Source organism: Verrucomicrobiia bacterium (assembly GCA_019634625.1).
Lineage (GTDB): Bacteria > Verrucomicrobiota > Verrucomicrobiia > Limisphaerales > CAIMTB01 > CAIMTB01.
The window spans coordinates 58,235-75,979 of sequence record JAHCBA010000011.1 but is presented as its reverse complement, the minus strand read 5'-3'; the positions used below and the strand labels follow the sequence as shown (position 1 = coordinate 75,979).

11 protein-coding genes are annotated in these 17,745 nt (G+C 68.2%); 4 read left to right on the top strand and 7 right to left on the bottom strand.

Annotation, left to right across the window (positions count from 1 at the left end; all coding sequences use genetic code 11):
• Positions 1 to 24: 24 nt before the first annotated feature.
• Together KF833_08790 and KF833_08785 are read right to left on the bottom strand one after the other, a co-directional pair.
• Positions 25 to 921: a LamG domain-containing protein gene (locus KF833_08790; GenBank protein MBX3745394.1), complete on the bottom strand. Its 897-nt coding sequence runs from the start codon at positions 919 to 921 to the stop codon at positions 25 to 27.
• 59 nt (positions 922 to 980) lie between these two features.
• Positions 981 to 1,373 carry a hypothetical protein gene (locus KF833_08785; protein ID MBX3745393.1) on the bottom strand — a complete coding sequence of 131 codons (393 nt, stop codon included), beginning with the start codon at positions 1,371 to 1,373 and terminating at the stop codon, positions 981 to 983.
• Positions 1,374 to 1,848: 475 nt separating this feature from the next.
• On the opposite strand from KF833_08785, the gene KF833_08780 reads away from it, so the two are divergent.
• Positions 1,849 to 3,093, top strand: coding sequence for an HlyC/CorC family transporter (locus KF833_08780; protein ID MBX3745392.1), 1,245 nt, complete (start codon positions 1,849 to 1,851; stop codon positions 3,091 to 3,093).
• A gap of 45 nt (positions 3,094 to 3,138) precedes the next feature.
• On the opposite strand, the gene KF833_08775 is transcribed toward KF833_08780, so the two are convergent.
• The 3 genes from KF833_08775 to KF833_08765 are packed head-to-tail and all read right to left on the bottom strand — an operon-like array spanning position 3,139 to position 8,544.
• Positions 3,139 to 5,988, bottom strand: a complete 2,850-nt coding sequence (locus KF833_08775; protein ID MBX3745391.1) for a VWA domain-containing protein — start codon at positions 5,986 to 5,988, stop codon at positions 3,139 to 3,141.
• A 16-nt stretch (positions 5,989 to 6,004) separates the two neighbouring features.
• Positions 6,005 to 7,117 carry a quinone-dependent dihydroorotate dehydrogenase gene (locus KF833_08770; protein MBX3745390.1) on the bottom strand — a complete coding sequence of 371 codons (1,113 nt, stop codon included), beginning with the start codon at positions 7,115 to 7,117 and terminating at the stop codon, positions 6,005 to 6,007.
• Positions 7,114 to 8,544 carry a HEAT repeat domain-containing protein gene (locus tag KF833_08765; protein MBX3745389.1) on the bottom strand — a complete coding sequence of 477 codons (1,431 nt, stop codon included), beginning with the start codon at positions 8,542 to 8,544 and terminating at the stop codon, positions 7,114 to 7,116. Before KF833_08765 ends, KF833_08770 begins: the two co-directional genes overlap by 4 nt.
• Positions 8,545 to 8,636: 92 nt before the next feature.
• On the opposite strand from KF833_08765, the gene KF833_08760 reads away from it, so the two are divergent.
• The 3 genes from KF833_08760 (at position 8,637) to KF833_08750 (ending at position 11,802) form a co-directional block, all read left to right on the top strand.
• Positions 8,637 to 8,984 carry an integration host factor subunit beta gene (locus KF833_08760; GenBank protein MBX3745388.1) on the top strand — a complete coding sequence of 116 codons (348 nt, stop codon included), beginning with the start codon at positions 8,637 to 8,639 and terminating at the stop codon, positions 8,982 to 8,984.
• Positions 8,985 to 9,063: 79 nt separating this feature from the next.
• Positions 9,064 to 10,320, top strand: coding sequence for an ATP phosphoribosyltransferase regulatory subunit (locus KF833_08755; protein ID MBX3745387.1), 1,257 nt, complete (start codon positions 9,064 to 9,066; stop codon positions 10,318 to 10,320).
• A 1,014-nt stretch (positions 10,321 to 11,334) separates the two neighbouring features.
• Positions 11,335 to 11,802, top strand: coding sequence for a hypothetical protein (locus KF833_08750; protein ID MBX3745386.1), 468 nt, complete (start codon positions 11,335 to 11,337; stop codon positions 11,800 to 11,802).
• 105 nt (positions 11,803 to 11,907) lie between these two features.
• On the opposite strand, the gene KF833_08745 is transcribed toward KF833_08750, so the two are convergent.
• Both KF833_08745 and KF833_08740 read right to left on the bottom strand, forming a co-directional pair.
• Positions 11,908 to 13,044 carry a hypothetical protein gene (locus KF833_08745; protein MBX3745385.1) on the bottom strand — a complete coding sequence of 379 codons (1,137 nt, stop codon included), beginning with the start codon at positions 13,042 to 13,044 and terminating at the stop codon, positions 11,908 to 11,910.
• 35 nt (positions 13,045 to 13,079) lie between these two features.
• Positions 13,080 to 17,588, bottom strand: coding sequence for a hypothetical protein (locus KF833_08740; protein ID MBX3745384.1), 4,509 nt, complete (start codon positions 17,586 to 17,588; stop codon positions 13,080 to 13,082).
• Positions 17,589 to 17,745: the final 157 nt, after the last annotated feature.

Here is a 17,745-nt window from a genome sequence, read left to right as displayed (position 1 = left end):
CGCAATCCGGAAGGCCCGCCGGCCCTACGGTTGCAGAATTGACCGAATGCCACGGGGCAACCGGCGCACCTGCTGAATCTCGCTCTGGGTCAGCGCCCGGTTGAACACCGCCAGGTCATCGAACCACCCGAGATACCCGAGCCCCACCAGGAGCCGCGGCGTTCCCGAATCCCAGGTGAAGGTCTGGGTGCGCGGCGACAAGCGTCCGACCTGGGCGCCGTCGAGGTACAGGGTGGCGACGCCATCGGGCTGGCCGGTGTTGAAGCGTTCCCAGGTGAAGGCCACGTGGGTCCAGCGGTCGGCGCTGAACGGCGGCCCGGGGATGGTCACCAGCGGTCGTTCCGCCGGGGGAATGTCCTCCCACCGCCGGTTGCGCGGGTTCCACACGTTGAAATCGGCGTAGGCTCCCAGCCGGAATGGGATGTTGTTGCTGCGCTTCTCGAACTCGACGAAGAACGCGGCGTCGTTCCATCGGCGCGGCGTGATCTGCACCGGGTCATTGAAGCCTTCCGGCAGACTGCCCAGATCGGTCCGCAGCCAGAACGAGACCGTGCCGCCCCAGTTGCGGGCGCTCCAGGGCACGTTGCCTTCGGCTTTGTAGAAGATCACCGGGTTGGTCCGTTCGAGGAACTGGAGAGCACCGCCGAACTTGCCGGCTTCGGGCACCACCCGGATCGCCGTGCCTGAAGGCAGCCCGGGCCGGGTCTCCTGCCACTGGTCCATCGCGGGAACGTGATACAGCCACCCGTCGCCCAATGCGTAATCGGCGTCGGTGCCCCGATCGAACGAGGCATGAAAGGTCAGCGCCCGACGCAATTCGGGATCCCGGCTCGAGAAGGCCGGCCGGTTGGCACAACCCGCCAGCAGGACCGCCAGGGCCATCGTACCCACCATCGCCGACCATCTCGGGAGCAAGGACATGCCCGCAGACTACCGGGCCCGTCCATCCAGGTCACGCATGGCCGTGGCATGTCCGCCCTTCAGCCCTCCCCCCCCTCGCCCCCGTACTCGCCCCCGTACTCGTACTCGTACTCGTACTCGTAATCGTAATCGTAATCGTAATCGTAATCGTAATCGTGCTCGTACTCGTGCTCGTGCTCGTGCCCGTACTCGTACTCGTACTCGTAATCGTAATCGTGCTCGTGCTCGTACTCGTGCTCGTGCTCGTGCTCGTGCTCGTGCTCGATGGCGGGAAGGAAATGGGTGCTTTGGGGTGTCGAGGACGAGTACCGCCCTACGGGCTGAGTACGAGTACGATGACGATGGGATGGGGAAATGGGGTGGTTGAGCGGGGTTGGGGATCGTAATCGTAATCGTAATCGTAATCGTAATCGTAATCGTACTCCCCCTCCCCCCTTGCCACCGCACCACACCCTTGCGGCCTCGTGGAACTCGGCCCTCCGATGTCGCTTCCCCGGTTCAGTTCGGAGGGACGAGCTCCGCGAGTCCTCAAGCCCATGCACCGCTCGTTTGCGGCCTCGTGGAACCCTCCCCTCCGAAGTGACGTTTCGCGAAGTTCGCAACTCTCCCCTCAACTTGGGGATGCGCCCGGGCGGGAGGGGCGCATCTCCATGTTGTCGGAGAAGCGATCGGTCGGGGAATACGACGACGGCACCGTCGGGGTCGGGGTCGGGGTCGGGATCGGTATCGGAATCGAACCGGAACGAACTCCGGGAATGCGCGAAGCTTCCTGGCTCCTTTCGATACCGATTCCGAGTGCGACCCCGACCCCGATTCCGTTGCACCTTCCGACAACTTGGAGATGCGCCCGGGCGGGAGCGACCGCCAACCCGCTGCTTGCGGCTGACCTCGACTTCGGAAAGCCTGTTCGGCGGCGTTTCCTCTCCCATGGCCATTTTCCTGACCGCTTCCATCACCGCTGTCGTGGTGTCGTTTCTGTGCTCCCTCCTCGAGGCCACGCTGCTCAGCCTTGACGACATCCACCTCGAAACCCGACGCAAGGAGGGACACCGCTATGCCGCGATCTGGCAGGGAATGAAGCGCCGGATCGACCGGCCCATCGCCGCGATCCTCATCCTCAACACCGTGGCTCACACCGGCGGTGCAACGGTTGCCGGGAGCGCTTTCGACGAGATTTACGGGGACGAGTGGATCTGGGTGTTCTCGGTCATCTTTACAGCCATCGTCCTCATCGGCACCGAGATCATTCCCAAGATCCTCGGCGTCAGCTATTCGGATCGCCTCGCACCCGTCCTCGCCCCGGTGCTCGCCCTCATGACGACCCTGCTCACCCCGGTCATCGCGGTGACGGAATGGCTCGCGCGGCCGTTCAAGGCCAAGGGGGGGAAACGCCGGATGAGCCTGGCGGACCTCCGGACCATGGCCGAACTGGCGGAGGACCAGCGGGTGATCGGGGTGGAAGAGGAGGCGATCATCATCAACGCCACCAAACTCCGCCAGGTGACCGTCGCGTCCGTCATGATGCCCGCTGACCGGATCGTCATGTTCGATGTCCGGCAGCCCAACATCAGCAATTTTGAGACCGCCGCCTCGTCCCTCCACACCCGCTATCCCGTCACCCGCGATGGCACCGTCGATGGAATCGCCGGCTATGTGAACTTCAAGGAATTGGTCGCCATGATGCCCAGCCGCAGGGAGGCCGAAATCGAACGGTTCACCCGTCCGCTGATCCGCGTGGCGGCGTCCGCCAGCCTCAATGATGCCCTCCGATCCCTCCTCGGCCGCCGCGAACACATGGCCCTGGTCGAGGACGAGCGCCACCGGATCGTGGGCCTGCTCACGATTGAAGACCTGATGGAGGAACTGCTGGGCGAACTCTCCGATGAATTCGACAGCCTCTCCGACGAAATCCTCGAAGTGGCGCCGCGACGCTGGAAGATCGGAGGCGGTGCCGCGATGTCCGAAGTCGCCCGAATCTCCGCCGCCCGGTCCGTCGATGACGATGCCGCCTCGAACCTATCCGATTGGATCACCCGACGTCTCGGTCGTGAACCCCGGGTCGGCGACACCGTGGTCGAGGCTGACGCCATGCTGACTGTGATCCAAACCCGCCGACGCCGGGCCAACCGTGTTCTGGTGGAACTGCTGCCGGCATCTCCAGGGACGTCGTGAAATCGTTGAAACGCCGGACCGGCGTGAGGACCGCACCGTCCGTTGTCACGGCGCCCGTTCGCGGGCCCGACGCTTGGCGGCCAGCAGACGCTGGGTGGTGGCCTCGGATACGCCCCGGGCTGCCGTGACCGGCGGCGTGTCGGACGCCACGGGCGCCGCGGAGGAGGACGTTGCCGCCCCCTCGATCGGCACCTGGACCGGAACCGATTCCGGCCGCGGCAGCGCCTGGCGTTCGGCGTCCCGGCGGGCAAGCAGTGTGGCCAGGCGGGGCTGGGAGGGGGCCGAAGGGGCGGTGGATGCCCGGGAGGGCAGCCGCGATCGGAGCCGACCCAGCCCATCGCGCCAAAGGCTGGGCTCCCATCGAACCCGGCGCACCGCCACATCCACCAGGAACAGGCCGATGACCGCCTGGAGGAGAAGCGGCCAGAGATCCACCGGTTGGCGGGTGCGTTGACGCCCATCCAGAAACGGTCGGGGATCCGCCGCGGGATCCAGCACCCGCCCGCCTGTCTCTTCGGCGATGCGGGTTAGGAGGGGAAGATTGGGTTCCGCCAGGGGACGCTCGATGTCGGGTCGCAGACTGGCACCCAGGAGGGTGCTGGCGCGGGGCACACCGCTTTCCCGTTCCTGAACCCGGGCCAGGTAGGCGCCTGGAAGATGGGCGTCGAATTCGCCCTCGTAACGGCCGGGAGCCGTCTGCCGCAGGCCCACCGGTTCCGACCGGCCGTCCGGGTGGATCACGACGGCATCCACGTCCAGGAAATCGCGATAGGAACCGTCCGCCGCCAGGGCGTCGGCAAGAATGCGTCCTCGTCCCCCGTCGAGCAGGATCTCCGCCAGGAGATCGGCGCTGTCGATGCGGCGCAACGCCCAGTGCACGACCTGGCGCCAGAAGGTGCCGTAATGCTCCCAGGCCAGCCAGGCTGCCGCCCATCGGTCCCTCGAGTCCGAGGTGAACGCCGCCACACGACCGAGTCCGTACTGCCAGTGAGCCAGCAACGGATCACCCCCCGGGGTCGCCAGCGGCGTCTCGGCGCGAGCCTTCGGTTCGGTCACCACATGGCCGAGGAGCATCGGAAACCCATCGAGACCGCGGACCGGTTCGGTGAGGAGGGATTGTTGGGGCTCGAAGGGTTCCTCGCTGACGGCGGTGCGAAGGACCAGCGCCGTCTCCTGGAGATAAATCCGGGGGAGGTCGGCGGGGGAGGACACGGCATAAAACCGGCCGCCGCCCAGTTCGGCCAGCGTTTCCAGCAGGACGCTGTCCACCTCATCGCCCAATCCCACGGTCGAGAGGGTGATCCGTTCGGACGCCATCTCCCGCGCCAACGCCTCGAACTCGGCGGGCTGCGAGTGTCCGTCGGTGAGAACGAGACAGTGCTTGAGCCCGGCGTGTACCGGGCTGAGAAGTTCGAAGGCCTGGCGCAAGGCGGGATACATGTCCGTTCCACCCCCGGATTGAAGGCGTTCGATGGCGTCGAGGATCGGCGTTCGGCGGGCCCCGACGGGCTGCAGGTCCACCACGGTGTAGGTCTCGCCATCGAAGGCGATGACCGCCACCTGGTCGCGTGGCCCCAGGAGATTCACGGCGGCGATGGCGGCCGCCTTGGCCATCTCGAGCTTGTCGCCGCGCATGCTGCCGGACTGGTCAAGAACCAGGGCGAGGGCCCCGGAGGGAAGGGTCTGGCGGTTGGCGAGTTCGACCTCCACCGGAAGCAGGGCCTGCAAGGGCGTTCCCCGGTATCCCCCGGCCCCGTAGCTCTGGTCACCTCCGATGCACACCACACCCACCCCAAGATCCCGAACCGCCTGTTCGAGCCAGACCCAAAGCTCCCGCGGCCAGTCCGGCGCGAAGACGTTCCCCAGCACCACCGCATCGAATGCCTGCAGCTCGGCGAGGGATTCCGGGAAGTCCGATCGGCCGGCGACGACCATCTCCACCTCCTCCGACCCGATCGTCTCGATCAGGGGACGATCGACAGTGGGGTCGGAGCTGAGCAGCAGGATCCTGGGCAGTCCGCGAATCTGGACGAACCCCTCGGCGCGGTTGTTGCCGGGCACTTCATCGAACGGGGCGTCCAGCGCCACCTCGTAGCGGTGAAACCCGCTCCCGGGCAACGTCTGCGAAAAGGTCACCAGGTTCTTGCCCGGCTCGAGGTCGAGTTCCTGCGCCCCCAGCCGATGCCCGTCGCGATGGATCGTCACCGTGGCCGGCCCGCCGGCATCGGACTGGATGAAGGCCAGAATCTCGAAGGTCTGTCCCCGACGCACCTGCGTCGGCGTGTGAAGCCGCGAAATCCAGGCGTCCGGCCGGGGCTCGCCTGCCAGGGGCAGCACATCGATGCGAACACCGGCCGCCCCGGCGGCCAGCGCCGCGTCGAGGGCATGACCCCGGTTCTCGTGCCCATCCCCGATCAGGACCGCACGGCGTTGGCCGGTTTCCGGAAAGGCGGCCGTCGCCAGCCGCAACGCAGCCCCAATGTCGGTCCGCGTCGTCGGCACCACCGCAGTCAGGGTGTCCACGGCGAACTCCGTGGTCGGTGTCACTTCGAGCGCAGCCTCGCTTCCAAACACAATCAGACCCGCCCGGTCTCCCACAGGCTTGGTGCTGGCCGCCCGCACCATCCAGTCCCGCGCCCCGGCCTGGATCGCCGGGGCCATACTGTCGGAGCGGTCGAGCAGGAAGAGCACATTCATGCCTTCGACCGGGCGAAGCCACTGGAGTCCGGCGAGGGCGGTGACCAGGGCGACGACGACGAGGGCGCGCAGGACGGTGGCCAGCCGGGCGGGGGCGGGTTCGAGCCCGGCGCGGGACGTGCGGGCCAGCCACAGCACCCAGGCCAGCGCGAATGGCAGCAGCCACAGCCAGCCGGGGTCGGTGAAGCGCACGGTCATGCGGTTCGACCTCCCGTCACGCGAGCGCCGTTCCCAACCCCACCGCCTCCCGGAGTTCCTTCAAGCCCAGGGTCGCCATGCGTTGCCGCAATCCCCGGACGATCGCCCGGGCGATCCCCGGACCGCGATACACCATTCCGGTGTACACCTGCACCAGGGACGCCCCCGCAGTGATCTTCTCCCAGGCGTCCTCGGCGCTGAAGATCCCGCCCACCCCCACGATCGGCAGGGCCCCGCGGCTCTGGCGGTAGAGGTGCCGGATCACCTCCGTGCTCCGTTGCGCCAGTGGGCGACCGCTCAACCCGCCCGTCTCCGCGTACAGCCGCTCGGTGCCTGGCGTCGGGTGCGCCGGTCGCCCCACCGTGGTGTTGGTGGCCACCACCCCCGCCAGGGAAACCGACAGCGCCAGGTCGAGCACCTCGTCCAGCGCCTCGAAACTCAGATCCGGCGCCACCTTCACCAGGATCGGCCGCGACGGTCCCGGGGTGTTCTCCTGGGCCTCGCGCAACGCCGCCAGGATCTCTTCCAGGGCCGCGCGGTCCTGGAGCTGACGCAGGTTGGGGGTGTTGGGGGAACTCACGTTCACCACGAAGAAGTCCGCCAGACCCCGCAGCCGCTCGAAGGAATACCGGTAGTCGGCAGCCGCCTCTTCCAGCGGGGTGATCTTCGACTTCCCCAGGTTGATGCCCACCGGGTGCCGCGGCCAGCGTCCCCCGTCCCGCCACCCGCCCAGGCGCGCCGCCAGCGCATCGGCCCCCGGATTGTTGAATCCCATCCGGTTGATCAGGGCCTCGTCCGGCACCACCCGGAACATCCGCGGTCGCTCGTTCCCCGGCTGCCCGTGCCGCGTCACGCCCCCCAGTTCACAATGTCCAAACCCCAGGCACTCCCAGACCGGCACCGCCTGGGCTGATTTGTCCATCCCCGCCGCCAATCCCACCGGATTCGGAAACGAGAGGCCGAAGACGTCCACCGGCAGTCCCGGGGCCCCGTGGACCGCCCGCAACAGGCCCCGCGCCAGTCCGCTCCGCGCCACCATTCCCAGCAGCCGGAGCGTCCGGTCGTGAATTCCCTCCGACTCCTGCCGAAACAGACAGGGCCGTACCACCGACCGGTAAATCCAACTCACCTCGCCGGTGTACCGTCCTCCCCGCCTGCGGGCAAGGACACGGACGCCACGGCCCCCGATATTTGGGCGATGGCGGCCAGTGCGGGGCGGTTCATGACCGATGGATTGTTGCGGCGCGCCACATGGAGATGCGGAACTGCCACCGCCGCGGCAGGACCGATCGCTCCCAGGGCCTCCACGGCCCCGACCCGGATCGACTCCACCGGGTCCTGCAGCGCCTCGATCAACGCCGCCACGGCAGGCGCCGCCTCTTCCCCGAAGGCGGCCAGGGCCCACACCGCGTTGCGCCGCACATAGGCATCCTCGTCGCGCATGGCGTTCGCCAGAGCCGGGACCGCCACGTCCGGCCGCCCGCCAATCCTTCCCAACGCCGCCATCCGGCTCCCGCGCAACAACGGCGAAGCTCCTTCCCGGACCTCCGCCAGCCCAGGAACCGCCTCGACCGCCAGAACCCCGATACGACCCAGACAATTCGCCACCGCCAGGCCAAGGGACGATTCAACGTTGCTCCCGCACAACGTCGCCAACACGGTCACCGCCGGTGCCGCGTCTGCACCGAACCGCCCCAGTGCCCCCGCTGCCGCCACCCGCACCCGGTCGTCCGCATCCTCGAGCAGGCCCATCAGGGCCGGGACGCTCCTCCCGGCGTCGCTGGCCAACGCTCCGATCGCCGCTGCCGTTGCGCTCCGAATCGATGGCGAGGGATGCCCCGCATTGGCCAGCAACCCGGGCAGGGCCACCTCGGCGCGTCGTGCCAGGACCCGGATCACTCCCGTGGCCAGCCGGACGGTCTCCGGATCGTCGTCTCCCAGCCTGCGAACCACCGCTTCCACCATCGGCAGATCCGAGTTCCGCACCGCAGGATCGCCGGTCACCAAACCCTCCAGGGTTCGCAAGGCACGGCGTCGCGCGACCGGATCCGCATGGCTCAACCCGATCAGCAACGCTTCCGCCGCCGGGGGACCCAGACGCAACAGGACGCCGTGAATCGCCTCGACCGTGCCCGCATGCCTGGCTCTGCCCAGTCCCCCAACCAATGCCCCTGCCGCCGGTTCCGCCAGTGGACCCATCGCGCCCAACGCCTCGGCCGCTCCCCGGCGCAGGGTGTCCGCGTCGCGAACCCGCAGTCCCGACTGAGGAAACGCGGTTGCCAGCCGGACCAGACGTTCACGCCAGCCCCCCGGACGGGCCGACACCCGTCGGGCCAGTGCCGGCACCGCCTTCTGCGGGACGGCGACGAGTGCCTCCAGGGCCCTTGAATCGCGTTGCCCGGACGGCTTGTCCCACTGTTCCAGCCAGTATCCCAGGGGCTTCCCAAACGGCGCCGCCGCCCCGCGTCTCAGCCGTTCCGCGGCCACGCCCGACACCACTAACACGCCGAGGGCGAGGCAGATGAGCAGGGTCCGATCGGATCGAAGATGACCCATCGCTCGCTTGACCCCTCCGGGTGGGCCGTTTATAGCCATGTCAACAAAGTTCTAGCGCCAGCGGCTTAACTCACCCCCCCACGGCTATGTCAATGACCAAACGCGACATCGTGGTCGCCATCAGTAGCGAAACCGGCTTGGTTCAACAGGATGTGGCCAAGGTTGTTCAACGTACCCTCGAATTGATCCGCCATGCGGTCAGCGAAGGCCGCACCGTCGAACTGCGGAACTTCGGCGTCTTCGAGGTCAAGGTCCGCAAGGCCCGGATCGGACGCAATCCCAATGCCCCCGAGAAGGATGTGCGCATCCCTCCCCGCTCGGTGGTCAAGTTCAAGCCCGGCAAGGAAATGCGGGACGAGGTCCTCAAGCTCTCACCTGAGTCCGCGGCCGCCGCCAATGCCGCACCCACACCGAACCCCGCCCTGCCTCCGCCCGAGTAAGTCTTCGCCCCGCACCCTCCCTCCGGTGCTGCCCGTGTCCCCTGCGACCTCGGGCCGGGCATCCATTCCCTTCATCCCCATGCAATCCCTACCCGGATTCCGAGACTTCTATCCTGCCCCCGTTCCCATCAAGGACGCCTGGAGCGCCGACCTGCGCCACCACATCCTCGACTCCTGGCGTGCCACCGCCCGCCGCTACGGATTCCGGGAATACGACGGTCCACCCCTCGAACCGACCGAGCTCTACACCCTCAAGAGCGGCGCCGAGATCCTCCAGCAACTGTTCCACTTCGAAGACAAGGGCGGACGCGCGGTGGCGCTGCGGCCCGAAATGACCCCGACCCTCGCCCGCATGGTCGCCCTCGGGGAACGGCACTACAAGAAGCCCATCAAGTGGTTCGCCATCCCCCAGCTCTTCCGCTACGAGAAACAGCAGCGCGGACGCCTGCGCGAACACTTCCAGTTCAATGCCGATCTCTTCGGCGAATCCGACCCCGCCGCCGATGCCGAGATCATCGCCCTGCTCATCGATTCCCTGCGCGATCTCCGCCTCGGCCCCGACGACTTCGTCGTCCGCCTCAGCAGCCGGCTCGCCTGGCAACGCTTCTTCGAGCGCGAAGGCGGCCAGCCCGACCGCGCCTACGACTTCTACCAGGCCGTCGATAAACTCGAACGCGATCCTCCCGAAGTCGCCGATGCCCAGCTCCAGGCCGTCGGCACCTCGCTCGAACGGGTCCGGCAGTTCATCGCCGATGCCGAACCCGACGAGGCCCTCGACGCCATCCGCAGCAACCTCGCCGCCCGCGGCCTCGCAGACTTCGCGCGCATCGACTACGGCGTCATCCGCGGTCTGGCCTATTACACCGGCGTCGTCTTCGAAGCCTTCGATTGCAAGGGACAATTCCGCGCCATCGCCGGCGGCGGCCGTTACGATCAGCTCGTCGGCCTCGTCAGCGGTGGCAAGGTCAACCTCCCCGGCCTCGGCTTCGGCATGGGCGATGTCGTCCTCGCCGAACTCCTCAAAGCCCGGAACCTCCTCCCCGAGTTCCGCGCCGGCCTCGACAGCTTCGTCCTCATCGAGGATGAGGCACTCCGGCCCGAGTCCCTCCGTCTGGTCCAGGATCTGCGGCAGGCCGGCCGCCCCACGGACTATCCGCTGACACCCACCAAGCCCGACAAACAGTTCAAGCGGGCCCAGGAACTGGGGGTCGCACGCACCCTCCGCCTCGAACGGCAGCCCGACGGTTCCCTCGTTGTCCGCGTCCGGGACCTCGCCACCCGCACCGACCGCCTCGAACCCCTCGACTCGTTCCGCAGCGCGCGATCCGACGGATGACGGCCCGCGTGCAGCGGTGCATCTCCAAGCTGTCGGTACCGAGCCAGCGAACCGGAGGGACGAGCTCCGCGAGTCCTCAACCCAACGCTCCACACCGTTGCGGACTCGCGGAGCTCGGCCCTCCGAACTTCCACGTACTCCATCACCAGGTAGTAGAAGCCGCCCGCCTGACCGAAGTCGTGAAGGGTGACGATGCCGGGATGGTTGAGTCGGGCGAGGGTACGCGCCTCGCGTTCGAAGCGTTCGGCGAAAGCCGGATGGCGCCCGGGCAGTTCAGGCAGGAGCTTCAGGGCCACCCAGCGGTCCAGCTTGGGCTGGCGGACCTTGAACACCGCGCCCATCCCTCCGGCGCCGAGGCAACGGACGATCTCCCATTGGGGGAAGGCAGCCGCCACCTGATCGAGTCCGGGAATCCGATCGGGCCGCGCCGAGGCCGCGCCGGCTTCGGTGGGTGCCGCCGCCGCCGCCAGCAAACAGCCCGGACAGAGTCCTTCGGCGGCGTCCTCAGGGACCGGGACGCCGCACTTCGGGCAGGATCGGGCTGACGGATGGGCGCTCATACACTCCCTACCTGAGGAAAGCGTGCGGCGACATTACCAGGACCGGCAAAGATGCCCAGTGAACGCTCGCCGCTCCGGAGAAGCGGGTTGGCACCCTGCCCGACAACCAAACCTTAATCTTAATCTCCCCCTCCTCGCCCCCCCCAGCTCCCACGCGGAATGGAAGCTCCGAACAGGACCCAACCCATCGCACCCGCCACAAGGCAGCGCTCGAAGAGGTGTGACTGCGGGTTCGATGACGGGTACGAGTACCGCCCTTCGGGCTGAGTACGAGTACGGAGGATGGAGAAAAGATGCCGAGCGATGGATTGCGGACTCGCGGAGCTCGTCCCTGCGATTCGCAGCCTCCTCACCCACAACTCCGGGATGCACCGGCCGTTGCCTGCCCGCTTGATCTTTGGTGGGCGGAAGGGGACCCTTGACCTTCGATGGTCTCGTCGAATGCCCTCCAATCATGAAAGCTCTCCTCCGCTCCAGTCTCCTGCTCATCGCCCTCCTTGCGGCGCCAGTGGCCGGCCTATCCCAGGGAAGTCCAGACGTTGAAGCCCGATTCGTCGCCTTGCTGACCAACGCCACGCTCAAGGGAACCTGGGCGCCCCTGCAATCGAATCAACCGGGTGCCTCGCGCCAGGACGACGGTTACCGTATTGCACGCGTCACCAAGAAGGACGGAGACCAATGGTCCCTCGTCTACCTCGTGACCTATCAGGGCAGGGAGATCGAGTATCCGATGCCCGTCACCGTAAAATTCGCAGGCGACACGGCGGTGCTCATTCTCGACAACGTCCGGGCCGGTCGCGGCAACGCCAACTGGTCGGCACGGGTGATGTTCCACGAGAATGTCTATACCGGGCGTTGGTGGGAGACGGACAACAAGGAGAACGGCGGCACCATCGAAGGCGTCGTCACGCACGCCCCGTGAGGCGTTGACCCGTTGGGGATCCCTGCGACGCCGCCATGCGCCCCCGCCTCGATCCAGGCGCGTTGCCTCCCGTTCCCTTCCAGTTTGTCCGGTCCCGTCCGGTCCCTACCGCACCCACGCCTCGATCCGGGTCGGTTCGCCCACGGGCAGGGTCACCGTCGTGGCCACCTCCGGCGGATTCGCGCTTCCATTGAGCACCAGGTTGTAGGTGGTCGAGGCGGTGTGCTCGGGATTCACCACCAGCGTCACGGGCACGTTCCCGCTGAACCCCTGTCCCCGCAGTCGAACGGTCTGCGTCGTCGGTGAGCCGGCCGGCAACTCGACGGTCACGCCCGATGGTGCCCCGACGGCGATTGTCTGCCCGGCCGCTTCGACAATGTGCAGGCTGGGCGGATTGACCGGGAACACGAACATGCGCGTGCCCCGTGTCGAACGACCGAACAGGCGCAGGTTGCGGAAGGCGTCCCACGCCGTGCAGTCGATCCGGATCCGGCCCGTGCCGGCCCCGGAGCCCCCCTGCACATCGATGGATCCGTTGCCGCCGCCCGTCGGTGCCACCAACCGGACCGCCCCCCCGCTGCCCGACCCGCCCGCACCGGAGAATCCGCCCATGGCCCGGATGTTGCCATTGACGGTGATCCGGGTGGCGGACGCGATCAGCAGCGCGCCGCCCCCACCCCCGCCGCCCGCCCCGGGATTCCCATTGGAACCGGCCCCGCCGGAGCCCCCGATCATCGGGAGGATAAGGACGTTGCCGTACACGTTGGTGTTGGATCCTGCCGCAGTCGCATGGGCGGCGTTGTTGAGTTGAGTGGCGTTCACTCCGCGCCCGGGACCATTGCCATCCCCCCCGCGGTTGGCCGGAGCGCTGTCGCCAAAGCCGCCAAAGCCGCCATCGAAGCCGCCCGGCCCTCCCACCCCGGGAATGGCCCCGCTGGCGGCTGCCCCGGTGATGTCGATGTTGCCGCTGATGGTCACGTCCCCGGTGGCCAGCAGAAAGATCGGCGTGTTCAGGGGATTGGGGGCGAACCGCAGGGTGACGCCGCCGGCCACGGAGATGGTGGTGCAGTGGAAGACGCCATCGGGCGGCACTTCGAGAGTCGTGTTCGCTGTGATGGTCATCGGCCCGTAGGATCCGTTGCTGCCGGGTGTGAACGCCGCCACCCGCCCGCCGCACAGGCTCAGGACAAGCGCCGCCACCCAGGCACCGGCACGGCCAACCGGCATTCGTCTCGTGTTCATGCTCGCGTCTCCTCGTTTCATGGCTGTCTTAAAGGTCAGGGTCTCAGAACTCTCAAAATCACCGGCGGTCGTCCGCGCCAAGGCCCCGGCGCCATCTCCTCCGCATCCGACCCGCGCAGGACGGTGACTTCCGGTCGCGCCACCCACGGCCCGGGCGCCGCTTCCTCGGCATCCGACCCCCGCAGAACCGTCACCTCCGGTCGCGCGATCCACGGCCCGGGCGGGGCCAGTTCGGTATCGGGTTCGACCAACACGCTTACCGGTGGCCTTCCGACAACGGGCCCGGGGTGGGGCGGCAGGATCTCCTGCGGGTCCTCGGCCAGCACCTCGACCCGGGGAAAGGCCCGCACCAGGTACGACGGAAAAGAGTTCGGATCCCGGGGATCGGTGCCCTCGTTGACCTCCACTTCGTCCACCCACCCGTCGCCGTCGGTGTCTTCCTCGAAGGGATTCGTTCCCGCCAGCCCCTCCTCGGAATTCGTCAGGCCATCGCCATCCGCATCACCGTCCGGCCCGCCGGGCGCGATCCAGAAGGACACCCGAACCGGTTCCTCCTGCATGTTGCCCGCGATGTCGCGGACCTCCCACACCTCGAAACGATAGCGCCCGATCGGCAGCGGTTCGGCAAACTCGATCGTGGCCGCCCACGCCGTCGGCGAGTACCCCACCGTTCCCGCCGTCACCAGGCGGTCATCGTCGGTTCCAAACTGAAGGTCCGGCCCGGCCGAGATCAGCCGGACCCGGGACGCGGTCAGCGAGGTGAAGTCGAGGGGCTCGCTGAACCGCGCCCACAGCGTCTGGACCGTCTCGGGCACGCCGCCATCGGGCGGGAACGAACCCACTGCGCGGGGCGGGGTCCGGTCGGGAAGCAGGGCGACATTCCATTCGTCGGACCACGTCGCGTTGCCCGCCGTGTCCACGGCACGGGCCCGGAAGCGGAACGTGTCCACGCCGGCCGACGGAGCCGGGGCCGTGAAGGTGTACACGAACGGCCAGGCCCTCGACACCGCCACCAGCCGTCCGTCCACATGAAACTCGACCTCCCGCACGAAGATGTCGTCGTTGGCCACCGCTGTGATCCGACCGCGCTGCCCCGCCTCGATGCCCGGTGGATCCAGCGAAAAGTCGGCCTCCAATACAAGGGTCGGAGCCACCGATCCGGTGTCGGCCGGGACGAAATGAATGACCTGCAGTCCCGCTGCCCCGTCGGCCAGGTACGCAACGCCCCGATCCACCACCAGGGCATGACTCACCCCCGGCGTGGGAAAGCTGCCCAGGAAGGTCAGTTCCGTTCCGTCCCCGCCCATCCCGTACATCGAGACGTCCTGGGAAGCCGTGCCCACGGGATCGAGGCCGTCGGCCGCGATGGCAAGGTCAGGCAGCACCGGCAGGAACTGTTTCCATCCGCGCTGCGGCGTGTTCCGCCTCGCCAGCAGCGCCGGAGCCGCGGGATTGCGGAGATCGAAGACCGCCACGCCTTCCGGATAGGCCCCGTACGCCAGTCCAAGACTCGGCCGGATCCGCAGGCGCCGTTCGGCGGTCCCTGCGCCCACCCCGCCGCTCGCCGAGGCCACCCAACGAAAATCGCCATTCCTCCCGGTCAACACGTGCAGCGTTCCGGCCGCCCATGCGAGCACCCAGTCGCCGTGATGGATGACGTCCTCGACCCGCGCTCCTCCCGGCAGGGCAACCCTTCCCCATTCCACCCCGGCCAGCAGATCGTTCGCCGTGACCTGCCCGTTGATGAGCCCGGCATACGCGGTGTTGTCCGCGGCGGTGACGGCCCGCGTCTCGGCGCCCTGGGGAACCCGCGCATAAATCCTCGGCAGCGTCGGGTCAATCAGGTCGAGCAGCACCAGTTCGTTCCCTGCCGCCGCCGCCCCCCGGGTGCCGTCGATCGCCACCGCCCGGGTGGTTCCGCCCAGCGCGAACTGGGCCGCCACCGTGGGTCGCAACGGGTCCGTGACCTCCACCACCGACACCCCGGCCGCACTTCCGGCCACCAGCAGCGTGTTTCCCGACAACGCCAGATCCACGGCCGTCCCGGGCAGGGACAGGGACGCCACCACGCCGTTGAAGCGCGGTCGCCCGTCCAGCGGATCGGTCCCGTTCTTCAATTCCTCAAGGTCGGACACCCCGTCGCCATCCGAGTCCGCCAGGTCATCCCGCGTCCCCAGCACAAACTCCGCCACCGCCGGGATCCCGTCGCCGTCCAGGTCCACCGCGGGCATTTCCAGAGCCTCGCCGTAGGGAATCCGGGTGACCCGGCCCGCCCGCTCACTGACGAACTCGGCTTCGTGATAGATCAGTGCCGGGCCAAGCAGCAGCCGGATGCGGTACGGCGCGTTGGCCCGCAGCACGATGCCGTTGAGGTAACCCCGCGGCTCGGTCCGGCCCCGCCGCACCAGCCCGGTCTCGAGATCCTCCAGCGCGTAATACCCCTCCACCGGCGGATACACCGCGTCGGCATGGAACGACTGGAGGACCCGTTGCTGGAAGGTCCGATGCTGGTCCGCGTAGTAGGCCTCGGGCGAACGGTTCCCGTACAGGGCATCCAATTGCCGCGCCACCGCCTCCGCAGCCGCCTGGTCCGGCAACGTCAGTTCCTCGAAGGTCGGCGCCCGATCCAGGATCGCCACCAACTGGTCCCACAAGGCCTCCTGCATCTCGATCTCATCCAGAATCCGCAACGCCGCCTCCACCACGGGATCCGCCAACTCCGCCCCGCCCTGACGCAGCCGGCCATGCAGCAACCGGGCGAACCCCCCGCCGCCCAGCACGCACGGGTCCCACCGGTCCCGGCAGCGGTTCCCGGAATCCTTGCAGTCCTTCGCGCAGCGCGCCGCCTTCTGGCACTCGTAACCCGCGCGTCCCACCTTGAACCAGCTCGTGATGGGCCCGCTGCTGCCGCACTTCTGGTAACACTTCATCGCGCACTCGGCGGCCTTCGACAGGCACTCCTGCTGGCTCCTCTTCGCCTCGCCGGGATCGTCCGGACACCCGTCGTCATCGTCCCGGCACTCCGAGGTGCCCGGTGCCAGAATTCCGGGCGGACTGCACGGCGGCGGGCCGCCGGGTCCCCCGCCTCCGCTCGATCCCGGCGAGGACCCGTGCCAGCCCGGCTGCCGGATTCCCACGCCCGGATCGGTCTCGGCGTACAACCCGTCCGCGGTCACCGTCATCGGCCCCTGCATCTCCCACCGGCCGGTGTCGTGATTGAAACTCCACAACGCCGTCTCCGCTCCCGGCGGAAGGCGCTCCCCCGTCACCGGGTCCGGCAGGTTCGGAAATCGCGCCGGCACCGGCCGGTCGAAGTTCTGCCCGCCCGTGGTCTGGATCGAGATGTCGAGCGCATGGGTCAACCCCGCCGGCAGCGGTTCCGGCAACCGGTCCGACGCCACCGGCGCCAGCCCGACACGCCCCCCGCGCGTTCCGTCGTCGCTGAACAGGCCGTTCGGCGGCACCACGATCTCGACCCCTTCCATGCCCGGCCACTCCGCCAGGACCGCCTCGGGAAACGTGACCCGCGTCTCCTCGACGGCGCTCACCGGACGAAGCGTTCCGGCGGCGACCTTCGGCAGGTAGAGGATCCCGGTCCCACCCGCCGGATTGTCCGGACGCCCCGCCACGGCCTCCCAAGCCTTCCCCAGCAGCGGATAGTACGCGCCGTCCGGCCAGTCGCTCGCTGTCGCCGTCCTCCCGTCGATGTTGACGAAGAACCGCCCCACCGGCGATGGATCGAGTCGAAATCGCCCCTCCGCGTCGGTCACCGTCCGCAACGCCTCCTCCTGGCCGTCCACCGTGATGGTCACACCCGGCAACGGCACGTCCACTCCGCCCGGTCCCGGTTCGGATGCCAGGACCCGCCCGATCACCGCCGTGTTCGCCAGCGGCGCCGAGTTCGCCGTCTCGAATCGCAACCACAACTGCCCCCCCGGAAAGCCGTCCCCATCCGGATCCACCGGCCGCCCGGATTCGTCCATCAATCCGTCCCCGTCGAACCGGACCCAGACCCGGGCTCCGGGTGGCAGCCGCTCCAGGTAGTACAGGGTCACCCGGCGCCGGTCACCGGACAGTTCAGCGCGAGCGAGCAACGTCCGGCCCAGCGCCTCCGCCACCACCCGCTGCGACCCCAGGACCGTCCCTGCCGCCAGCGGCTTCGAGAGTTGAAACACCGTCTCGCGCGTGACAGAGACCGAAGTCTCCCCCCCCGCTGGCGATGTCTCGACCACCGTCGTCATCGGCCCCGCCGCGTCCCGCAACCGCAATCGAAAGTACTGCGCTTCCGAGACAATCGGAACCTCGACCGCCCATCGCGAGCCCTCCAGGACCGGCACCCGCGTCTCGGTCTCCCAACCCAGCCCTCCCCCCACTCCCCCCGACCGCTCCAGGGCGTAGCCGCCGGCAGGATCCTCCCAGACCAGTCGAATGGCCCCTCCGGGCATCAGGGAGACATCCAGCCTCGGTTGCGCCCCCGCATCGAGCCCCATCGCCAGCATCGCCAGCGCGGTCAGCCTCCGCGCCCATCGCCATCGGGCATCCATGATTGCGCGCATCTAGATGGGAGCGCGTGCGTCGGACAAACCAAAAATTCCGGAATTTCTCGAACCCCGTGCATCCCGGAGTCGTGGGAAAAGGGATCGGTTGTTGAGCGTCCCCTCCTTCGACAGAATGGACGCCGCACTGCCCCCCGGGATGGCC

Coding starts and splice junctions, on each gene's coding strand:
- KF833_08790 (MBX3745394.1), bottom strand. CDS start 921: ATGTCCTTGCTCCCGAGATGGTCGGCGATGGTGGGTACGATGGCCCTG.
- KF833_08780 (MBX3745392.1), top strand. CDS start 1,849: ATGGCCATTTTCCTGACCGCTTCCATCACCGCTGTCGTGGTGTCGTTT.
- KF833_08775 (MBX3745391.1), bottom strand. CDS start 5,988: ATGACCGTGCGCTTCACCGACCCCGGCTGGCTGTGGCTGCTGCCATTC.
- KF833_08765 (MBX3745389.1), bottom strand. CDS start 8,544: ATGGGTCATCTTCGATCCGATCGGACCCTGCTCATCTGCCTCGCCCTC.
- KF833_08760 (MBX3745388.1), top strand. CDS start 8,637: ATGACCAAACGCGACATCGTGGTCGCCATCAGTAGCGAAACCGGCTTG.
- KF833_08755 (MBX3745387.1), top strand. CDS start 9,064: ATGCAATCCCTACCCGGATTCCGAGACTTCTATCCTGCCCCCGTTCCC.
- KF833_08750 (MBX3745386.1), top strand. CDS start 11,335: ATGAAAGCTCTCCTCCGCTCCAGTCTCCTGCTCATCGCCCTCCTTGCG.
- KF833_08745 (MBX3745385.1), bottom strand. CDS start 13,044: ATGAACACGAGACGAATGCCGGTTGGCCGTGCCGGTGCCTGGGTGGCG.
- KF833_08740 (MBX3745384.1), bottom strand. CDS start 17,588: ATGGATGCCCGATGGCGATGGGCGCGGAGGCTGACCGCGCTGGCGATG.